Raw genomic sequence first — 20338 nt, 5'->3', positions numbered from 1 at the left:
ACTAATTTGAGGTTACGTTTTAACGTAGACTCATTGTTCATACCTAATGGAGGGACTGACAGTGGAATTTTCCGTATTGAGTAACAATCTGAAAATGCCGATGATGGGATTTGGTGTTTTTCAGGTTACCGATAAAGACGTGTGCAAACAGTCAGTGTTGAATGCTATCCGCACGGGTTATCGACTCATCGACACTGCAGCGGTATACGGTAATGAAGATGCCGTCGGTGAAGCCGTTCGTGAAGCCATATCTGAAGGTTTATGTACCCGAGAAGAGTTATTTATAACGTCTAAATTGTGGGTGCAGGATATGTTGAATCAGGATATTGCAGCAGCAGGTATTGAAGCATCATTAAAAAAATCGGGACTAGAATACTTCGATCTCTATTTATTGCACCAGGCCATGCGCGATTATTTTAGTGCGTGGCGTGCACTCGAAGATGCCTATGAAGAGGGCAAATTAAAAGCGATTGGGGTTTCCAATTTCTACCCTCATGTTCTGGCGAACTTTTGTGAAACGGTAAGAGTTAAACCGATGGTCAACCAGGTCGAGTTGCATCCCTATTTTGCCCAACCAGAGGCGCTGGCAACCATGAAGTATTATAACGTGCAGCCTGAAGCATGGGCTCCGTTAGGCGGTGGAATACATAAACCCTTTGAAAATAGTCTGCTTCAGAATATTGCAGATGCCCATCAAAAATCGATTTCTCAGGTCATTCTGCGTTGGAATATTCAACGAGGAGTGGTCGTTATTCCGAAATCGACACATCAACAGCGTATCGAAGAAAATTTTGCTATCTGGGATTTCTCACTGACAGAGAAAGAAATGGCGCAAATTAGTTCGCTTGATTTGGGTTATGTTGGGGAATCGGTAAAACATTTTAATCCTGAGTTTGTTCGTGGTTGTCTTGCTGTAAAAATACATGATTGATATTAATCACTTATTTTACCTGAGACGACAAGAATCTTTTAACAGGGGAGTGATATTGATCTTCACTCTGTCATATCTCCGGTAATATGGCGTCAGGCTTCATCATCAGAAAGGGAGCCTGACGCCTGAAAAAGTGAACAACAGACAGTGTTCGGATTATCAATATTCAGTTTTTAACGTTGAACTGGATTCATTACTGCGTTGTTTAAGAATATCCCGCGCCGAATCTGCCATTATCATGACAGCACCTGCCAGCATCAGAGTATCTTTCAATACCAGGCGACCAGCACCAGATAAATAAGGGAAACCATGATGAGCGTCACCCAATGCGGGTACCCATGCCTCCGGGGTGGTGATTAAAAATGAGAGTGTTACCAACGGTGTGGTAAATGCCATCAGCCCTCCCAATAAACCTAACCAGCGATTGACAGGATTAGCCAAAACCAGCAGAGCAATAATCACCTCCACGACGCCAAGACCGTTGGAAAAACCATAGGTATTATTGGCCGATTGCCATGCCCTTGCTTCTGGTTTGTATTCGCCTTCGTGAGTCAGATACTGTTTATAGTCTTCCGGGTGTTCATAAAAGAACGACATTAGTGGACTGTTTGCGACGAATGGTGTAATGCTGTCTGCCTCGTAAGGGACAAACTTTAATAACCCAATCCACATAAAAACAATCGCAATACTCAGACGAATCAATGTCAGGCCAATTTTATCTCCCCGACTTAACAGGTGCAGGTATTTTTCCATTGTGAACATCCTTATTTATACAATACTGCTGTTGCGGTTGAATTATTATCAATTCGCATCGATGTGACTTTCCAGGATGAAGCATTATATTTTCTGGCTATATCAGCAATGGCATCCTCCAGAACTGTCGGTGATGCTGATACTGACGAGACGCTGATATGTTTCAGAATTATTTTATCATCTGCATTGGTGGAAAATGCCATAACGCCAGATAATAGTGTTGCAAATAAAACAGGTTTTTTAAACATATAAAATACCATCAATGAAGTGATTAAGAAGTTATATAATAACAAGGAATTAATAAGATTCTTTTCTCTGAGACGCCAGAATATTTGTCCTGGCGTCTGATTTTGAGTTTATTTGACTAATGAAAATAGATCATTGAGTGATTCGCTCATCGACGGATGAGTAAATATCTGATCGCGTAATATGCTATAAGGCAGCCCGGCATCCATCACCATTTTCACTATATTAATCATCTCGTGGGAGTCAACACACAGCAGTGATGCCCCTAATATACGTTGGGTTTTATTATCAACAATCGCTTTTAATACCCCACGGGTATCGTTCATCACTCTGGCGCGCGGAATTGCAGCTACAGGCAATGTCACCACCTGAATATCAGCACCACTCTCTCTGGCTTGCTCTTCTGTCATACCAACCCTGGACAGGGGCGGTGTCATAAATACGGAATAAGGCACATTTTTCCGATCATCAGTACTACGTCTGCCTTCACCCAGTAACTCATCACGCACAATGCGGTAATCATCCAGTGAAATGTAAGTAAATTGCAGCCCGCCGGTAACATCTCCCATCGCCCAAATATTGTCTGCGGTGGTATGTAATCGCTTGTCAACGACAATTGCCCCGCGCTCGTTTACTGCGATACCGGCATTTTCTGGATGTAACGAAGCGGTAGCCGGTTGACGACCGGAAGCTATTAACAGTGCATCCACCGCCAGTTGGGCGTGCTCGCTATGCACTTGCACTTGATTTTCATGGTGACTGATTCGCTCCACATGGGCATTGAGGATTATATCGACGCCCTGATCGCGTAAAATCGTCGCGATATTATCAGCAATATCCCGATCTTCCCGAGGCAAAAACAGCGAAGCTGCCTCTAAAATGGTTACTTTGCTGCCAAAATTAGCGAACATAGAGGCGAACTCAACGCCAATATATCCGCCGCCCAAAATACCTAAATGCCCTGGTAATTCTTTTAGATTAAGTAATCCAGTGCTGTCATATACACCAGGCGTGGTGGTAATTCCAGGAATTGGCGGAACTACGGCTTGTGCACCGGTATTAATAAAAATTTTCTCGCCATGAATCTCCAGATTTCCCCCAGGCCGATGAACACGCAGGCTATGATTATTGATAAACTCCGCCTGGCCGTCGATCACGTCGATATTGGGCATATCCGCAAGATTATGAAAATTCTTATTACGTAAAAAATTAACCACTTCATTTTTACGCTGTATGGCATGGACAAAATCTGTGTGCTGCTGTGCGTCATGAACCAATGTTTTGGTTGGGATACAGCCGATATTAATACAGGTCCCGCCATACATTGCATTTGATTGTTCGATGAGAGCCACACGCCAACCTGCTTTTGCCAGCGTGACGGCTAATGTTTTTCCAGCCTTGCCAAAACCAATAATAACTGCCTGATATTTATTCATGATGATTTCCTGTCGAAACGCGTTCATTTGACATCATGACTATAGACGCAAAAGAGTAAATAACATTTCTTCACAACGCTTGATATTTTGTCTTATCGTCTGGTATTTTCTTTTTCTTAATCAGAATCACAAAACAAAAATCATGATTAACCATTTGATGGTATTAGATTAATTATTGTCTAAGATTGTTGGTGTTTGTAATCAAAAACCACTCAGGAGTCTGATATGGATGCCCTTAGCCGTTTGTTGATGCTTAACGCTCCACAAGGAACGATCGATAAGAATTGCGTGTTAGGAAGTGACTGGCAGCTTCCACATGGTGCCGGGGAATTATCGGTTATTCGTTGGCATGCGTTAACGCAAGGCGCGGCGAAGCTGGAAATGCCGACGGGGGAGATTTTTACATTACGCCCGGGAAATGTGGTCCTGCTACCACAAAATTCAGCTCATCGCCTGAGTCATGTCGATAATGAATCGACCTGTATTGTCTGCGGCACTCTTCGGCTGCAACATTCGGCGCGTTATTTTTTAACGTCTTTGCCGGAAACGCTGTTTTTAGCACCGGTTAACCACAGCGTGGAATATAACTGGCTGAGGGAGGCGATCCCGTTTTTACAACAGGAATCCAGATCGGCAATGCCGGGAGTGGATGCACTGTGTAGCCAGATCTGCGCTACATTCTTTACCCTCGCGGTGCGTGAGTGGATTGCACAGGTTAATACTGAGAAAAACATTCTCAGTTTGCTTCTGCATCCACGTCTTGGTGCGGTAATACAGCAAATGCTGGAAATGCCAGGACACGCCTGGACCGTCGAATCGCTGGCCAGCATCGCCCACATGTCCCGGGCAAGTTTTGCCCAGCTTTTCCGTGATGTTTCCGGAACCACGCCGCTGTCTGTATTAACAAAGTTGCGTCTACAAATAGCGGCCCAGATGTTTTCCCGGGAAACGCTCCCTGTTGTGGTGATCGCTGAGTCAGTAGGCTATGCCAGTGAATCATCTTTTCACAAGGCGTTTGTCCGCGAGTTTGGTTGTACTCCGGGAGAATATCGGGAAAGAGTCAGACAGCTTGCACCCTGAATAAATCCGCCAGGAATCGGAGCAAAGATAATCAGCATTCCGGGTGTTGTGAGCCTTTCAACTATTTCTATTTCCAACTGTGTTTTATATGTTTTTTTGAAGAATGCTGGCCCAGTATGTAAATAAAAACGCAAACTAAATTGCTTTAATTAAATAAAATGCCGACTATTACTTGATACCTGATTATTGCCGGTGATTTTGTTAGTACACCATCATTGTATATCTCAACAACCCCTGAATAAGTAGCTCTGAATAGGTATAAGGGATGTGGCCTTTTTAAATGAATTTCTTATGCCAAAAATGATCGTCGATTTCCCTATAAAATGTGAGCGATGCCGAAAGAAATAAAATTAGTTATTGCATTTGACGTTTGGATGAAAGATTATCATTTGTCATACAAATGAGGGGTGGTATGTTGCTAGCCAATTAAAAAAGAACGCCATATTTATTGATGATTGATCCTCTGGTGGGGGGAACCATCGGGCATAAATGGGCATGAAGTAATGGAGTATTAGTTGTGAATGTCAATTTCTTTGTCACCTGTATTGGTGACGCCCTGAAATCAAGAATGGCACGAGACTCCGTGCTGCTACTGGAAAAACTCGGCTGTCGCGTAAATTTCCCGGAGAAACAGGGATGCTGCGGTCAGCCTGCGATCAATAGTGGTTATATCAAAGAAGCGATTCCAGGGATGAAAAATCTGATCGCCGCACTGGAGGATAACGACGATCCCATTATTTCACCGGCTGGCTCCTGTACCTATGCCGTAAAAAGTTACCCAACGTATCTGGCGGATGAGCCTGAATGGGCATCACGTGCCGAAAAGGTTGCCGCGCGTATGCAGGATCTCACCTCTTTTATTGTTAATACATTAGGGGTAGTCGATGTAGGTGCCAGTTTGCAAGGGAGAGCGGTGTATCACCCATCTTGTAGCCTGGCCCGTAAGCTGGGGGTGAAGGACGAGCCACTTGCGCTGCTGAAAAATGTGCGTGGACTGGAGCTGTTGACCTTTGCTGAACAGGATACCTGCTGCGGATTTGGCGGCACGTTCTCGGTCAAAATGGCCGAAATATCCGGCGAGATGGTGAAAGAAAAGGTTGTGCACCTGATGGAAGTCCGCCCTGAGTATTTAATTGGTGCTGACGTGAGTTGCCTGCTGAACATCAGTGGACGATTACAACGGGAAGGGCAGAAAGTCAAAGTGATGCATATTGCTGAAGTGCTGATGAGCCGCTGAGGATATAAAGATGTCGATCAAAACCAGTAATACAGATTTTAAGACACGCATCCGTCAGCAAATTGAAGATCCGATCATGCGCAAAGCGGTGGCAAACGCGCAGCAGCGTATTGGGGCAAATCGGCAAAAAATGGTCGATGAATTAGGGCACTGGGAGGAGTGGCGCGACCGGGCCGCCCATATACGTGATCATGTTCTGAGTAATCTCGACGCTTATCTGTACCAGCTCTCTGAAAAAGTGACGCAAAACGGCGGTCACGTCTATTTTGCAAAAACCAAAGAAGACGCCACCCGCTACATTTTACAGGTCGCCCAACGCAAAAATGCCCGGAAGGTGGTGAAATCTAAATCGATGGTGACCGAAGAGATTGGTGTCAATCATGTGTTGCAGGATGCTGGTATTCAGGTGATTGAAACCGATCTGGGTGAATACATTCTCCAGCTGGATCAAGATCCGCCCTCTCATGTTGTGGTCCCGGCAATTCATAAAGATCGCCATCAGATCCGTCGAGTGCTACACGAACGTCTGGGTTATGAGGGGCCGGAAACGCCTGAAGCGATGACCTTATTCATTCGGCAAAAAATCCGCGAAGATTTCCTCAGTGCTGAAATAGGTATTACCGGCTGTAATTTCGCGGTGGCAGAAACCGGTTCGGTATGCCTCGTGACTAATGAAGGTAATGCACGGATGTGTACCACGTTGCCGAAAACGCATATTGCAGTGATGGGAATGGAGCGTATTGCCCCCACGTTTGCCGAGGTAGATGTATTGATCACCATGCTGGCGCGCAGTGCCGTTGGTGCACGTTTGACGGGATACAACACCTGGCTGACAGGACCGCGCGAAGCGGGGCACGTTGATGGTCCTGAAGAGTTTCATCTGGTTATTGTCGATAACGGGCGTTCTGAGGTGCTGGCTTCTGAATTTCGGGATGTGCTGCGCTGTATTCGCTGCGGGGCTTGTATGAATACTTGTCCGGCATATCGCCATATTGGCGGTCATGGATATGGCTCTATTTATCCAGGGCCAATTGGTGCGGTGATTTCCCCGTTACTTGGCGGCTATAAAGATTTTAAAGATTTACCCTACGCCTGCTCTTTATGCACAGCTTGTGACAGCGTGTGTCCGGTGCGTATTCCGCTGTCAAAACTGATTTTGCGTCATCGTCGGGTGATGGCTGAAAAAGGGATCACCGCAAAAGCAGAGCAACGGGCGATAAAAATGTTCGCTTATGCCAATAGTCATCCAGGATTGTGGAAAGTCGGGATGATGGCTGGTGCTCATGCGGCAAGCTGGTTTATCAATGGCGGCAAAACACCACTCAAATTTGGTGCGATTAGCGACTGGATGGAAGCACGCGATCTTCCTGAAGCTGACGGAGAGAGTTTCCGTAGTTGGTTTAAGAAACATCAGGCGCAGGAGAAAAAGAATGGATAATCGGAGCGAATTTTTGAATAACGTTGCTCAGGCACTGGGTCGCCCGCAGCTACTTGAACCGCAAGCAGAAGATGCGCCGCTTAACAACTATGCTAACGAGCGGCTTACCGAACTTAACCAACAGCAGCGCTGTGACGCGTTTATCCAGTTTGCCCGCGATGTTATGTTGACGCGCTGTGAACTGACCAGCGAGGCGCAGGCCGCAGAAGCTGCAATATGTCTGTGTAAAGAGCTGGGAGAGCAGTCGGTCGTGATTAGCGGTGACGCGAGACTGGAGGAATTGGGGATTAGCGAACGTTTGCAGCAGGAATGCAATGCCGTTGTTTGGGATCCGGCGAAAGGTATTGAGAACATATCACAAGCAGAGCAGGCTAAAGTGGGCGTCGTATATGCTGAATATGGTTTAACCGAATCGGGTGGCGTGGTTCTTTTTTCCGCCGCCGGGCGCGGGCGTTCATTGAGCCTGCTCCCGGAATCTTCTCTTTTTATCCTGCGTAAAAGCACTATCTTGCCGCGTGTAGCGCAACTTGCAGAAAAATTGCATCAGAAAGCGCAGGCCGGTGAACGAATGCCGTCATGTATTAACATCATCAGTGGTCCCAGTTCAACGGCGGACATTGAGCTTATCAAAGTCGTCGGGGTTCATGGTCCGGTGAAAGCGGTGTATCTGATTATTGAGGATTGCTGAGAGAGATATGAAGTCTGGACATAAACCTGAAGGCGGTATACGAGGTTGTGAATAGCGTTAAGAACAACCTGACTTAACCCCGTTCCGTCATAGTTATGCTGCTCTTCTGTAAATATCCTGACATTAATAATGCCAGGATATTTACAGTGAAAAATACAGGAATCCATTCCTGAAGACGGGCTCCCTTCCCGGTCATTGTCACTTCAGCTTTATACAGGCACTCTCTATCAGAATGCTGTTTATTACTGCCCAGAGTTTTGTTGGTATTCATCTACCATTTTTTTGACAAGGCAATTTTTAGCATTAGTACTGGTCTAAAAAACTCGTAATTCGCTGAATAACATCTTCAGTCATTGTGGTCTGACAGGCAAAGTTATTATTGCTATCACAGCTTACAAGTATGCCTGATGTTGTGTGGTTTATTTTTCGGCTGTAACTCAGCTTTATATTGTCTTTATTGATGTAGAGAAATAATAGCACCATTGTCATACAAACAGCTGTAATAAACAGAATAATACGAACCTTTTTCTTCAGATAAAATAAAATTTCAATCAGATCGATATCCTGTTTGATTTGTCACTTATAATATATCCAGAAAATGAAATCTGTCGCAGATAAGCTTGAATTAATAGTCTCTATCAGGAATATTCTGGTAAAAACATCAGCAAAAAACCAGCATCATGAATACTGGATATGAAGCATGAGAGTTACCTATGTTTTTTATATAAGGATTCGGTCCTTATCGTAGAACAGTAACTCTCAAGCTTATAAGTTCCTGCGTTAGTTCAAATCGCGATTCAGTTTTTTCGCTCTTACTGGCATCCCATTCGCCACAAAATACGCCGCCAGACTTCTGGGCAACGCTTCTCGTCCGCGAATCATATCCGCCATTTTCTCGCCAATCATAATGGTCGTGGCGTTCAGATTGCCGGTGATAATCTGCGGCATAATTGACGCATCGACTACGCGTAATCCTTCCAGCCCGTGCACGCGGCCTTCGCCATCCACAACGGACATCTCGTCGTACCCCATTTTGCACGTACCGCATGGGTGGAAGGCGGTTTCGGCGTGATTACGCACAAACTCATCGAGCTGCTCATCCGTCTGGCATTCCGCGCCGGGGCTGATTTCACGTCCACGGTATTGATCCAGCGCCGGTTGATGCATGATCTCGCGGGTGATGCGAATCGCGTCGCGGAACTCCTGCCAGTCCTGTTCGTGCGACATGTAGTTAAACAAAATCGCCGGATGCTGGTGCGGGTCGCGGGATTTAATCCGCACATGCCCACGGCTTGGCGAGCGCATTGAGCCAACGTGGCACTGGAAACCGTGCTCTTTCACCGCATTCGAGCCGTTGTAGTTAATCGCTACCGGCAGGAAGTGGTATTGAATGTTCGGCCACGCAAATTCCTCACGGCTGCGGATAAATCCGCCTGCTTCAAAGTGGTTGCTGGCACCAACGCCGGTGCCGCCAAACAGCCACTCCGCACCGATTTTCGGCTGATTCCACCACTGCAGGGCAGGGTAGAGGGAAACCGGTTCTTTGCACTCATATTGCAGGTACATCTCCAGGTGATCCTGAAGATTTTCGCCGACGCCAGGTAATTCATGCACCAGCGGAATATCAAACTCCGCCAGCAGTTCAGCGTTGCCGATGCCAGAGCGTTGCAGGATTTGTGGTGAGGCTATCGCGCCCGCACATAACAGCACTTCTTTGTTGGCCGTTGCGCGGGTTGGGATGGTGCTGTCGCCTTCCAGCCACTCGACGCCCACCGCGCGTTTGCCGTCAAAAATGATGTGATCGGTCATAGCGTGAGTACGAATGGTCAGGTTAGGGCGCGATTTGGCCTGATCGAGATAACCGCGCGCGGTACTGGCGCGACGGCCCTGTGGCGTGACGGTGCGATCCATCGGGCCAAAACCTTCCTGCTGATAGCCGTTGAGATCGTCCGTGCGCGGGTAGCCCGCCTGCACGCCCGCTTCAATCATTGCTTCAAACAGCGGATTGACGCCGGGTTTGGAGGTGGTGACGCTCACCGGGCCATCACCGCCGTGGTAGTCGTTCTCGCCCACATCGCGAGTCTCGGCCTTGCGAAAGTAGGGCAGACAGTCGAGGTAGCTCCAGTTCTCCAGACCGGGTTCTTGCGCCCAGTTATCGAGATCCAGCGCGTTACCACGGATGTAACACATACCGTTGATCAGCGACGATCCGCCCAGACCTTTACCGCGTCCACACTCCATGCGGCGGTTGTTCATAAATGGTTCGGGTTCTGTCTCATAGGCCCAGTTATAGCGTTTACCCTGTAGCGGGAACGCCAGCGCAGCGGGCATTTGGGTACGGAAGTCAAAGCGATAGTCCGGGCCGCCCGCTTCAAGCAGCAGCACGGTAGCGTTCGGATCTTCAGTCAGACGTGTCGCGAGGACGTTGCCGGCAGAGCCGGCACCAATAATGATGTAGTCAAATTGCAAATAAACCTCCTGGTTAGAATATGGACTGGAATTTAGCCATCTCAACCTGGATGGACTTCACCTGGGTGTAACTCTGGAGTGTCATCACGCCGTTCTCGCGACCAATGCCGGAGTGTTTGTAGCCGCCAACGGGCATCTCCGCCGGGGATTCTCCCCAGGTGTTGACCCAGCAAATACCCGCTTCCAGCTGATGAATGACGCGATGCGCGCGGTTCAGATCCGCCGTCACGATGCCCGCCGCCAGGCCGTAGTCGGTATCATTGGCGCGGCGAATCACTTCGTCCTCAGATTCATAAGTGAGAAGCGACATCACCGGACCGAAGATCTCTTCGCGCACGATGGTCATTTCGTCGCGGCAATCGGTGAACACGGTCGGTGCAACCCATGCGCCGTTATCGAAGCCATCGCCTTTCAATACATCGCCGCCGCACAGTACGCGCGCGCCTTCCTCTTTGCCTTTGGCGATGTAACGCAGCACGTTATCGCGATGCGGGAAGCTGACCAGCGGGCCGAAGTTAGTTTGCGGATCGAAAACGTCGCCCGCGCGAATGCGCTCAACGCGCGCCAGAATCTTTTGTTCAAATGCGGCTTTGCATTTCGCCGGAACGAAGACGCGGGTGCCATTGGTACACACCTGACCGGAGCTAAAGAAGTTCGCCATCATGGCGATATCGGCAGCGAGATCGAGATCCGCATCGTCGAAAACGATCAGCGGTGATTTACCGCCCAGCTCCATGGTCACTTCTTTCAGGGAGGAAGCCGCCGAGTTAGCCATCACTTTTTTGCCGCTGGCGACACCGCCGGTAAATGACACTTTGGCAATGCCCGGATGCTCGGTCAGATACTGCCCGGTTTCCGCACCTACGCCCGGCAGCACGTTAAATACGCCGTCCGGCAGGCCCGCTTCGCTGTAAATTTCGGCCAGCTTTAACGCGGTAAGCGGGGTAACTTCGCTCGGTTTGAATATCATCGCGTTGCCTGCCGCCAGCGCCGGTGCGGATTTCCACAAAGCAATCTGAATCGGGTAATTCCATGCGCCAATTCCGGCGACCACGCCCAGCGGTTCACGGCGGGTATAAACAAACGACGTCTCGCGTAGCGGGATCTGGCTGCCTTCCAGTGCCGGGATCAGCCCGGCGTAGTACTCCAGTACGTCCGCGCCGGTAACGATATCGACGGTTGAGGTTTCTGAATACGCCTTCCCGGTGTCGAGGGTTTCCAGTTTAGCGAGTTCGTCATTGCATTCGCGCAGAATATCAACGGCTCGACGCAGAATGCGCGAGCGTTCCATGGCGGTCATCGCCGCCCAGATTTTTTGCCCCTGCTGGGCGCTCTTCACGGCGCGATCGACATCCTCACGCCCGGCGGCCTGCACGGTCGCCAGCACGTTACCGTTGGCCGGGTTAATGGTCTCGAAGGTGCGACCGCTGGTGGCGGAGGTATAACCACCATGTATATAAAGCTGCTGTTCTGCCATTCGGGACATCACGTCTCCTCGGTTAATCGGTGGGTAAATGCTGAGTGATAAAGTGGCGGGTGAGCGAGTGTGCGAGAGATTTATTCAGCGGTTTACCGCTCAATGCCGCGCGCAGCCATAAACCGTCAATCAGCGCGGCCAGGCCATAACCTGCCTCCTGTGCCTCTTTGCGCGGTAACTCGCGGTGAAATTCGCTCACCAGATTCGACAACAATCGGCGGCTGCTCACCTGCTGCAAACGGTAAAGCATCGGCTGATGCATACTGCTGGCCCAAAACGCCAGCCAGGCTTTCATCGCAGCATTACTGACCTGAGTCTCATCGAAATTTCCGTCAACAATCGCCTGTAATCGCTGCTCAGGGCTGCCATCCGGTAGCGCGTGTAAGCGGTTCAAGACCGCGTCACGCAGCTGGCTGGTGATATCACGCATGGTTGCTTCCAGCAGACCATTTTTATCTTTGAAATAGTGGCTAATGATCCCGGTGGAAACGCCCGCCCGGCGGGCGATCTGCGCGATCGTCGCATCGTGCATACCTACTTCATTTATTGCTTCCAGCGTGGCGTCGATCAGTTGTCTGCGCCGGATCGACTGCATCCCCAATTTGGGCATTTTTGCCACTCCATTCATCAGCGTTGTTAATCTATTAAAGCCGTTATTGATTGGACGTTCAATATAAAATGTGTCTTAATTGTTACTAATTTGATTTTAAATGGTAACAATAACAGTGGGGATACTGGATGACAGACCTTTCGCACAGCAGGGAAAAGGACAAAATCAATCCGGTGGTGTTTTACACCTCCGCCGGACTGATTTTGTTGTTTTCCCTGACAACGATCCTGTTTCGCGACTTCTCAGCCCTGTGGATTGGCCGCACGCTGGACTGGGTTTCTAAAACCTTCGGTTGGTACTATCTGCTGGCGGCAACGCTCTATATTGTCTTTGTGGTCTGCATCGCTTGTTCGCGTTTTGGTTCGGTGAAGCTCGGGCCTGAACAATCCAAACCGGAATTCAGTCTACTGAGCTGGGCGGCGATGCTGTTCGCTGCCGGGATTGGTATTGATCTGATGTTCTTCTCCGTTGCTGAGCCGGTCACGCAGTATATGCAGCCGCCGGAAGGGGCAGGGCAGACGATGGAAGCGGCGCGTCAGGCGATGGTCTGGACGCTGTTTCACTACGGCTTAACCGGCTGGTCGATGTATGCGCTGATGGGCATGGCGCTCGGATACTTCAGCTATCGTTATAATTTGCCGCTCACGATCCGCTCGGCGCTGTATCCGATTTTCGGTAAACGGATCAACGGGCCGATTGGTCACTCGGTGGATATTGCAGCGGTGATCGGCACCATCTTCGGGATTGCCACCACGCTCGGCATTGGCGTGGTGCAGCTTAACTATGGCCTGAGCGTACTGTTTGATATCCCGGATTCAATGGCGGCGAAAGCGGCGCTGATCGCGCTGTCGGTAATCATCGCGACTATCTCGGTGACTTCCGGTGTCGACAAAGGCATTCGCGTATTGTCTGAACTCAATGTCGCACTGGCGCTGGGGTTGATCCTGTTCGTGCTGTTTATGGGCGACACCTCGTTCCTGCTTAATGCGCTGGTGCTGAACGTTGGCGATTACGTTAACCGCTTTATGGGCATGACGCTCAACAGTTTCGCCTTTGACCGCCCGGTTGAGTGGATGAATAACTGGACGCTCTTTTTCTGGGCATGGTGGGTAGCCTGGTCGCCGTTTGTCGGCCTGTTCCTGGCGCGTATCTCGCGTGGACGCACCATTCGCCAGTTCGTACTGGGGACGTTGATTATTCCGTTTACCTTCACGCTGTTATGGCTCTCGGTGTTCGGCAATAGCGCGTTGTATGAAATCATCCACGGCGGCGCGGCATTTGCCGAGGAAGCGATGGTCCATCCGGAGCGCGGCTTCTACAGCCTGCTGGCGCAATATCCGGCATTTACCTTTAGCGCCTCGGTTGCCACCATTACTGGCCTGCTGTTTTATGTGACCTCGGCGGACTCCGGCGCGCTGGTGCTGGGGAATTTCACCTCGCAGCTTAAAGATATCAACAGCGACGCCCCCGGCTGGCTGCGCGTCTTCTGGTCGGTGGCGATTGGTCTGCTGACGCTTGGCATGCTGATGACCAACGGGATATCCGCGCTGCAAAACACCACGGTAATCATGGGGCTGCCGTTCAGCTTTGTGATTTTCTTCGTGATGGCGGGATTGTATAAATCTCTGAAGGTAGAAGATTACCGCCGTGAAAGTGCCAACCGTGATACCGCACCGCGACCGCTGGGGCTTCAGGATCGCCTGAGCTGGAAAAAGCGTCTCTCGCGCCTGATGAACTACCCAGGAACGCGTTACACCAAACAGATGATGGAAACCGTCTGTTATCCGGCAATGGAAGAAGTGGCGCAGGAGCTGCGGTTGCGCGGCGCGTACGTGGAGCTAAAAAGCCTGCCGCCGGAAGAGGGACAACAGTTGGGGCATCTGGATTTGTTGGTGCATATGGGCGAAGAGCAAAACTTTGTCTATCAGATTTGGCCGCAGCAATATTCGGTGCCGGGCTTTACCTACCGCGCACGTAGCGGTAAATCGACCTACTACCGGCTGGAAACCTTCCTGTTAGAAGGCAGCCAGGGCAACGACCTGATGGACTACAGCAAAGAGCAGGTGATCACCGATATTCTCGACCAGTACGAGCGGCACCTTAACTTTATCCATCTCCATCGTGAAGCGCCGGGCCATAGCGTGATGTTCCCGGACGCGTGATTATTATTGCATAAAACCGCGCCATGTCTGCATATGGCGCGGGAATCATTGACTCGCTGTAAAAAATTATGCATATATTATATATGATTGTCATGTCATATCCTGCAATTCCTCTTGTATCACTTCATGATTTTATATTTTATTAATTAACGATTTTATTTTGTATTAGCTGAATGGATTCAGTCCTATAGAGTTATATATTTATTAATAAGACGATTCTTATATTTTGATGCCTAATAAGAGTTACCACTTTTATCGGCTGTATATTAAATGTATTCCTCCTGCTTTTGTTTATATTTTGAGTTGATTTGAGTTCCTGGATACATATAATGCGCAGGTATTAGAGACTGGGAGGAATGTAATGATAAAGTTAAGAGTGTTAACTTAAAATAAGTTTTCAGTAATAACTTGCTATTTTATTACCCTCTGAACTACATACTCAGATATGTGGTTGTCAATGCTATGCAAAATTTTTGAATTTTTATATGCGATGAACAGTAACCGGAATGGCATTTAATGCGTTGCTGTTTATGCAATCTTAGTTTTATTTGGATGTATTGCTGGAGATTGTGATGAATAAAATATATCGGCTAAAGTGGAACAGGTCCCGTAACTGTTGGAGCGTCTGCTCTGAGCTGGGGAGCAGAGTAAAAGGAAAAAAGTCCCGGGCTGTTTTAATTAGCGCGATAAGTTTATATTCATCTCTGGTATTCGCCGATGATGTCATCGTAAACCAGGATAAAACTATTGATTTTGGCAAAGAGAACCAGAGCATCGATTACCGTATTACGGTGACTGACAATGCCAATCTGGTAATCAATGCGACAGATACTTCCCGTCCGCGTCTGACTCTCGCTTCTGGTGGTGGGTTGGATATTACCGGAGGAAAGGTAACAATCAATGGCCCACTTAACTTTTTGCTGAAAGGTACGGGGTTCCTGAATGTCTCCAATGCTGGCAGCGAGTTATATGCTGATGATTTGTATGAATCAAACTCAGGCATGAGACACGATCGCGGCTATTTTAATGTCTCCAACGGCGGCAAAATCCATGTTAAGGGCACCAGTCGTCTGACTTATACGCAGGGAAATGTCAGTGGGGAAGGTAGCCAGGTAAATTCTGAAACCTTCTTTATGGGCGTTTACAGCAGTTACGGTGGTAATCAGTACCTGTCAGTTAATAACGGCGGTGAAGTTAATGCCAGTAAGCAAATTAGCCTGGGCTATTATGATCAAGTCTCCGATACAACACTTGCTGTTTCGGAAGGTGGTAAAATTTCTGCGCCGACTATTAGTTTAAGCACCAATTCGGAGTTGGCGCTAGGTGCCCAGGAAGGGAGCGATGCGAAAGCAGCAGGGATTATTGATGCCGAAAAAATTGAGTTTGTGTGGGCAAAAACATCCGAGAAGAAAATCACTTTAAACCACACAGACAAAAACGCGACTATTTCCGCGGATATTGTCAGTGGCAGCGAGGGCCTGGGCTATATCAATGCGCTCAATGGTACAACTTACTTAACCGGTGATAACTCCGCCTTTAGCGGCAAAGTCAAAATTGAGAAAAACGGGGCTTTGGGGATCACTCAAAATATAGGCACTGCAGAGATCACCAACCGCGGGAAATTACACCTGAAGGCTGACGATAGCATGACCTTTGCCAATAAGATTTCCGGCAACGGTACAATAAGTATCGACAGTGGGACGGTGGAGTTGACCGGCAATAACTATGCATTCAGCGGATATATTGATGTCGCTTCCGATGCTGTCGCTGTTATTTCTGAAGACAAGAACATCGGCCGTGCAGAACTGGATGTTGATGGCAAACTGCAAATTAATGCCAATAAAGATTGGGTGTTTGATAACGATCTTGAAGGTAAAGGCGTTGTTGAAATAAACATGGGGAATCACGAATTCTCCTTCGATGAGTTTGCTTATACAGACTGGTTTCAGGGGGCACTGGCATTCCAGAACACGACATTTAACCTGGAAAAAAATGCTGAGTTTCTGCAGAAAGGCGGGATCACTGCGGGTCAGGGAAGCCAGATAACAGTGGGTAAGGGCGCTCACTCCATTAGCACTCTGGGATTCTCGGGCGGAACCGTTGATTTTGGTGCCCTGGCCGCTGGCGCGCAGATGACAGAAGGGACGGTCAACGTTAGTAAAACGCTGGATTTGCGCGGCGAGGGTGTGATTCAGGTTACTGACAGTGACGTTGTACGCTCTGTTTCTCGTGATATTGACTCTGCGTTATCGCTCACTGAAGTCGATGATGGTAACAGCACCATTAAGCTGGTTGATGCACAGGGTGCGGAAGTTCTGGGGGATGCGGGTAATCTTCAACTACAGAATAAAAATGGGCAAATCCTCTCCAGCAGCTCACAGCGTGATATTCAGCAGAATGGGCAAAAAGCGGCCGTCGGCACTTATGATTATCGCCTGACGAGTGGGGTAAACAATGATGGTCTGTATATCGGTTACGGCCTGACCCAGCTTGATTTGCAGGCTACCGACAGTGACGCCCTGGTGCTGAGTGCCAACGGTAAGAGCGAGAATGCCGCCGATCTCAGTGCAAAGGTTACCGGCAGTGGTGACCTGGCCTTCAGCAGCCAGAAAGGTCAGACCGTATCGCTTTCAAACAAAGACAATGACTATACCGGTGTTACCGATCTACGTAGCGGGACGCTTTTGTTGAATAACGATAACGTGTTGGGTAATACCCATGAACTGCGTCTGGCGGCAGAGACTGAACTGGATATGAATGGTCACAGCCAGATCGTGGGCACGCTCAATGGCAGCGCCGATTCACTGCTGAGCTTGAACGGCGGGAGTCTGACGGTTACCAACGGGGGCACTTCAACCGGTTCGTTAACGGGAAGCGGAGAGCTGAATGTTCAGGGCGGCACGCTGGATATCGCGGGCGATAACAGCAACCTGACGGCGAATGTGAACATTGCTAATTCGGCTAATGTCCTGGTTAGTCATGCGCAGGGATTGGGTAGCGCAAACCTTGAGAACAACGGTACCCTGGTGTTGAATAATAGCGCTGAAAAAAGAGCGGCTGCGTCTGTGAATTACACCCTGGGCGGCAATCTGACCAACAACGGTACGCTGATGACCGGAATGTCAGGACAGCAAGCTGGCAACGTGTTGGTGGTGAAGGGGAACTACCACGGTAATAACGGCCAACTGGTAATGAATACGGTACTGAATGGCGATGACTCAGTAACCGATAAATTGGTTGTCGAGGGCGATACTAGCGGCACGACTGCCGTTACGGTGAATAACGCTGGAGGTACAGGTGCGAAAACCCTTAACGGTATCGAACTTATCCATGTTGACGGTAAGTCTGAGGGCGAATTTGTTCAGGCTGGGCGTATCGTTGCGGGGGCATATGACTACACTCTCGCGCGTGGACAAGGGGCAAATAGTGGTAACTGGTATCTGACCAGCGGCAGTGATTCTCCTGAACTGCAGCCGGAGCCAGACCCGATGCCGAATCCGGAGCCAAACCCGAATCCAGAGCCGAACCCTAACCCGACACCTACGCCGGGTCCGGATCTGAATGTGGATAATGACCTGCGACCGGAGGCGGGTAGCTACATTGCGAACCTTGCAGCAGCGAATACCATGTTCAACACGCGTCTGCATGAGCGTCTGGGTAATACGTACTATACCGACATGGTGACGGGTGAGCAGAAACAAACCACTATGTGGATGCGCCATGAAGGTGGTCATAATAAATGGCGTGATGGCAGCGGCCAGCTGAAAACCCAAAGCAATCGCTATGTTCTGCAACTGGGAGGCGATATCGCGCAGTGGAGCCAAAACGGCAGCGACAGCTGGCATGTTGGGGTCATGGCGGGATATGGCAACAGCGACAGCAAAACCATTTCCTCGCGAACTGGTTATCGTGCAAAAGCGAGTGTGAACGGATATAGCACAGGCCTCTATGCCACCTGGTATGCCGATGACGAGTCGCGTAATGGCGCGTATCTCGACAGTTGGGCGCAGTACAGCTGGTTTGATAACACAGTGAAAGGGGATGACTTACAAAGTGAATCCTATAAATCAAAAGGATTTACCGCTTCACTGGAAGCTGGATACAAACACAAATTAGCTGAATTTAACGGCAGCCAGGGAACGCGTAACGAATGGTATGTTCAGCCGCAAGCCCAGGTTACCTGGATGGGTGTAAAAGCCGATAAGCACCGCGAAAGCAATGGCACCCTTGTTCATAGCAACGGTGATGGCAATGTTCAAACCCGACTTGGCGTAAAAACCTGGCTGAAGAGCCACCATAAAATGGATGAGGGTAAATCCCGCGAGTTCCAGCCGTTTGTAGAAGTGAACTGGCTGCATAACAGTAAGGATTTCAGCACCAGTATGGATGGCGTGTCCGTCACTCAGGATGGAGCCCGAAATATTGCTGAGATAAAAACCGGGGTGGAAGGACAGCTAAATGCCAACCTGAATGTCTGGGGGAATGTGGGCGTTCAGGTTGCCGATAGAGGATATAATGACACCTCTGCAATGGTGGGCATTAAGTGGCAATTCTGATCTGAATAATGAGTAAAAGGAGAGAGAGCCGAACGGGAGACAATTCGGCTCTCTGTGTCATTTTCTTGCAGTCAGCTTTATCAGTCAGAGTGAAGACAAGCAGATTTAGCTGGCGCACAAGATTTCATCAAGGTGTGTTCAATGGCTTCGCATGATTTGAGTGTTTTTTTGGAAGAGTTCGGGGCAACGGTTAATTTGACCTTGCCTGGTATCGTGTCCGAAAAAGAACGGCTTTTACTCAAGCTGCTAATGGAGGGAATGTCGGTTACAGAAATATCACAATACAGAAATCGTAGCGCAAAGACAATTTCACATCAGAAGAAGCAGTTGTATGAAAAATTAGGCATCCAGAGTGATATTACTTTCTGGCGGGATATCTTTTTTCAATATCATCCGCAAGTCATCAGTGGCAAGGGAAATAAAAATAATTTTTATATTCCTGATAACCGTTGTCACCATATCGTCACGCCTGAAGCCATCAGTCTGGCGTTGGAAAATCACGAATTCAAACCGTGGATCCAGCCCGTTTTCTGCGCGCAGACAGGGGTACTGACGGGCTGTGAAGTGCTTGTTCGCTGGGAACATCCGCAAACGGGAATTATCCCACCGGATCAGTTTATTCCTCTGGCGGAGTCATCCGGTCTTATTGTCATAATGACTCGCCAGCTGATGAAACAGACTGCGGATATTCTGATGCCAGTAAAACATTTGCTGCCGGATAATTTCCATATTGGCATCAACGTCTCGGCAGGATGTTTTTTGGCCGCAGGATTTGAAAAAGAGTGTCTGAATCTGGTCAAGAAATTAGGTAACGATAAAATCAAGCTGGTTCTTGAGCTAACGGAACGCAACCCCATTCCGGTAACGCCAGAAGCCAGAGCGATATTTGACAGCCTTCATCAGCACAACATTACCTTTGCGCTGGATGACTTTGGTACGGGTTATGCGACCTATCGTTATTTGCAGGCGTTTCCGGTCGATTTTATTAAAATTGACAAGTCGTTTGTGCAAATGGCGAGTGTCGACGAAATTTCCGGTCATATTGTGGACAATATTGTCGAACTGGCGCGTAAGCCTGGTCTGAGTATCGTGGCGGAAGGGGTAGAAACCCAGGAGCAGGCGGATTTAATGATCGGCAAAGGCGTTCACTTTTTGCAGGGCTATTTGTACTCTCCGCCAGTACCGGGTAATAAATTTATCTCTGAATGGGTAATGAAAGCAGGTGGTTGATGTAAACCGCTATTCACAGCGCATC

At 48.8% G+C, this 20338-nt stretch carries 14 protein-coding genes and 1 pseudogene; 8 read left to right on the top strand and 7 right to left on the bottom strand.

Annotation, left to right across the window (positions count from 1 at the left end; genetic code table 11):
- The first annotated feature begins 61 nt into the window (after positions 1–61).
- Positions 62–931, top strand: coding sequence for an aldo/keto reductase (locus tag AABJ99_RS18280; RefSeq protein WP_039021032.1), 870 nt, complete (start codon positions 62–64; stop codon positions 929–931).
- Between the two features lie 159 nt (positions 932–1090).
- Here AABJ99_RS18280 and rclC read toward each other — a convergent pair whose 3' ends face one another.
- The 3 genes from rclC to rclA form a co-directional block, all read right to left on the bottom strand.
- Positions 1091–1684 (bottom strand): reactive chlorine species resistance protein RclC, encoded by a 594-nt coding sequence (gene rclC / locus AABJ99_RS18275; RefSeq protein WP_001355150.1) that lies wholly within the window; start codon positions 1682–1684, stop codon positions 1091–1093.
- Between the two features lie 11 nt (positions 1685–1695).
- Positions 1696–1932, bottom strand: a complete 237-nt coding sequence (gene rclB / locus AABJ99_RS18270) for a reactive chlorine resistance periplasmic protein RclB (RefSeq protein ID WP_000474001.1) — start codon at positions 1930–1932, stop codon at positions 1696–1698.
- A gap of 108 nt (positions 1933–2040) precedes the next feature.
- Positions 2041–3366 carry a reactive chlorine resistance oxidoreductase RclA gene (gene rclA, locus AABJ99_RS18265; protein WP_039021033.1) on the bottom strand — a complete coding sequence of 442 codons (1326 nt, stop codon included), beginning with the start codon at positions 3364–3366 and terminating at the stop codon, positions 2041–2043.
- Between the two features lie 225 nt (positions 3367–3591).
- Here rclA and rclR point away from each other — a divergent pair, with 225 nt between their 5' ends.
- The 4 genes from rclR (at position 3592) to ykgG (ending at position 7809) form a co-directional block, all read left to right on the top strand.
- On the top strand, positions 3592–4446 hold the full coding sequence (gene rclR / locus AABJ99_RS18260; protein WP_039021034.1) for a reactive chlorine-specific transcriptional regulator RclR: 855 nt from the start codon (positions 3592–3594) through the stop codon (positions 4444–4446).
- Between the two features lie 517 nt (positions 4447–4963).
- The gene (gene ykgE / locus AABJ99_RS18255; protein ID WP_039021035.1) at positions 4964–5683 is read left to right on the top strand and encodes a (Fe-S)-binding protein; all 720 of its coding nucleotides are present in this window, start codon (positions 4964–4966) and stop codon (positions 5681–5683) included.
- Positions 5684–5693: 10 nt separating this feature from the next.
- Complete coding sequence (gene ykgF, locus AABJ99_RS18250; protein WP_039021036.1) at positions 5694–7121, top strand: LutB/LldF family L-lactate oxidation iron-sulfur protein; 1428 nt, start codon at positions 5694–5696, stop codon at positions 7119–7121.
- Positions 7114–7809, top strand: a complete 696-nt coding sequence (ykgG, locus tag AABJ99_RS18245) for a LutC/YkgG family protein (RefSeq protein ID WP_039021037.1) — start codon at positions 7114–7116, stop codon at positions 7807–7809. The genes ykgF and ykgG overlap by 8 nt, the downstream gene beginning before the upstream one ends.
- Positions 7810–8127: 318 nt before the next feature.
- Here the strand turns inward: ykgG and AABJ99_RS18240 are convergent.
- The 4 genes and pseudogenes from AABJ99_RS18240 to betI all read right to left on the bottom strand — a co-directional run.
- Positions 8128–8382: pseudogene (locus AABJ99_RS18240) on the bottom strand (hypothetical protein); the annotation flags it as partial.
- A 207-nt stretch (positions 8383–8589) separates the two neighbouring features.
- Positions 8590–10278 (bottom strand): choline dehydrogenase, encoded by a 1689-nt coding sequence (gene betA, locus AABJ99_RS18235; protein WP_039021038.1) that lies wholly within the window; start codon positions 10276–10278, stop codon positions 8590–8592.
- A 13-nt stretch (positions 10279–10291) separates the two neighbouring features.
- A complete protein-coding gene (gene betB, locus AABJ99_RS18230) occupies positions 10292–11764 on the bottom strand; it encodes a betaine-aldehyde dehydrogenase (protein WP_039021039.1) in 1473 nt (490 codons plus the stop codon).
- Between the two features lie 13 nt (positions 11765–11777).
- On the bottom strand, positions 11778–12365 hold the full coding sequence (gene betI / locus AABJ99_RS18225; protein WP_001353423.1) for a transcriptional regulator BetI: 588 nt from the start codon (positions 12363–12365) through the stop codon (positions 11778–11780).
- 128 nt (positions 12366–12493) lie between these two features.
- Here betI and betT point away from each other — a divergent pair, with 128 nt between their 5' ends.
- The 3 genes from betT to pdeL all read left to right on the top strand — a co-directional run bounded on the left by betT (position 12494) and on the right by pdeL (position 20313).
- Complete coding sequence (gene betT / locus AABJ99_RS18220) at positions 12494–14527, top strand: choline BCCT transporter BetT (protein WP_039021040.1); 2034 nt, start codon at positions 12494–12496, stop codon at positions 14525–14527.
- A gap of 572 nt (positions 14528–15099) precedes the next feature.
- A complete protein-coding gene (gene ehaA, locus AABJ99_RS18215) occupies positions 15100–19083 on the top strand; it encodes an autotransporter adhesin EhaA (RefSeq protein WP_039021041.1) in 3984 nt (1327 codons plus the stop codon).
- A 141-nt stretch (positions 19084–19224) separates the two neighbouring features.
- Positions 19225–20313: an EAL domain-containing protein gene (pdeL, locus tag AABJ99_RS18210; protein ID WP_000146382.1), complete on the top strand. Its 1089-nt coding sequence runs from the start codon at positions 19225–19227 to the stop codon at positions 20311–20313.
- Positions 20314–20338: the final 25 nt, after the last annotated feature.

Origin of the sequence: Escherichia coli (assembly GCF_036503815.1) — a bacterium.
Taxonomy (GTDB): domain Bacteria; phylum Pseudomonadota; class Gammaproteobacteria; order Enterobacterales; family Enterobacteriaceae; genus Escherichia; species Escherichia coli_F.
Note: the sequence above shows the minus strand (reverse complement) of the source record. Positions and strands in the feature narration are given on the sequence as shown.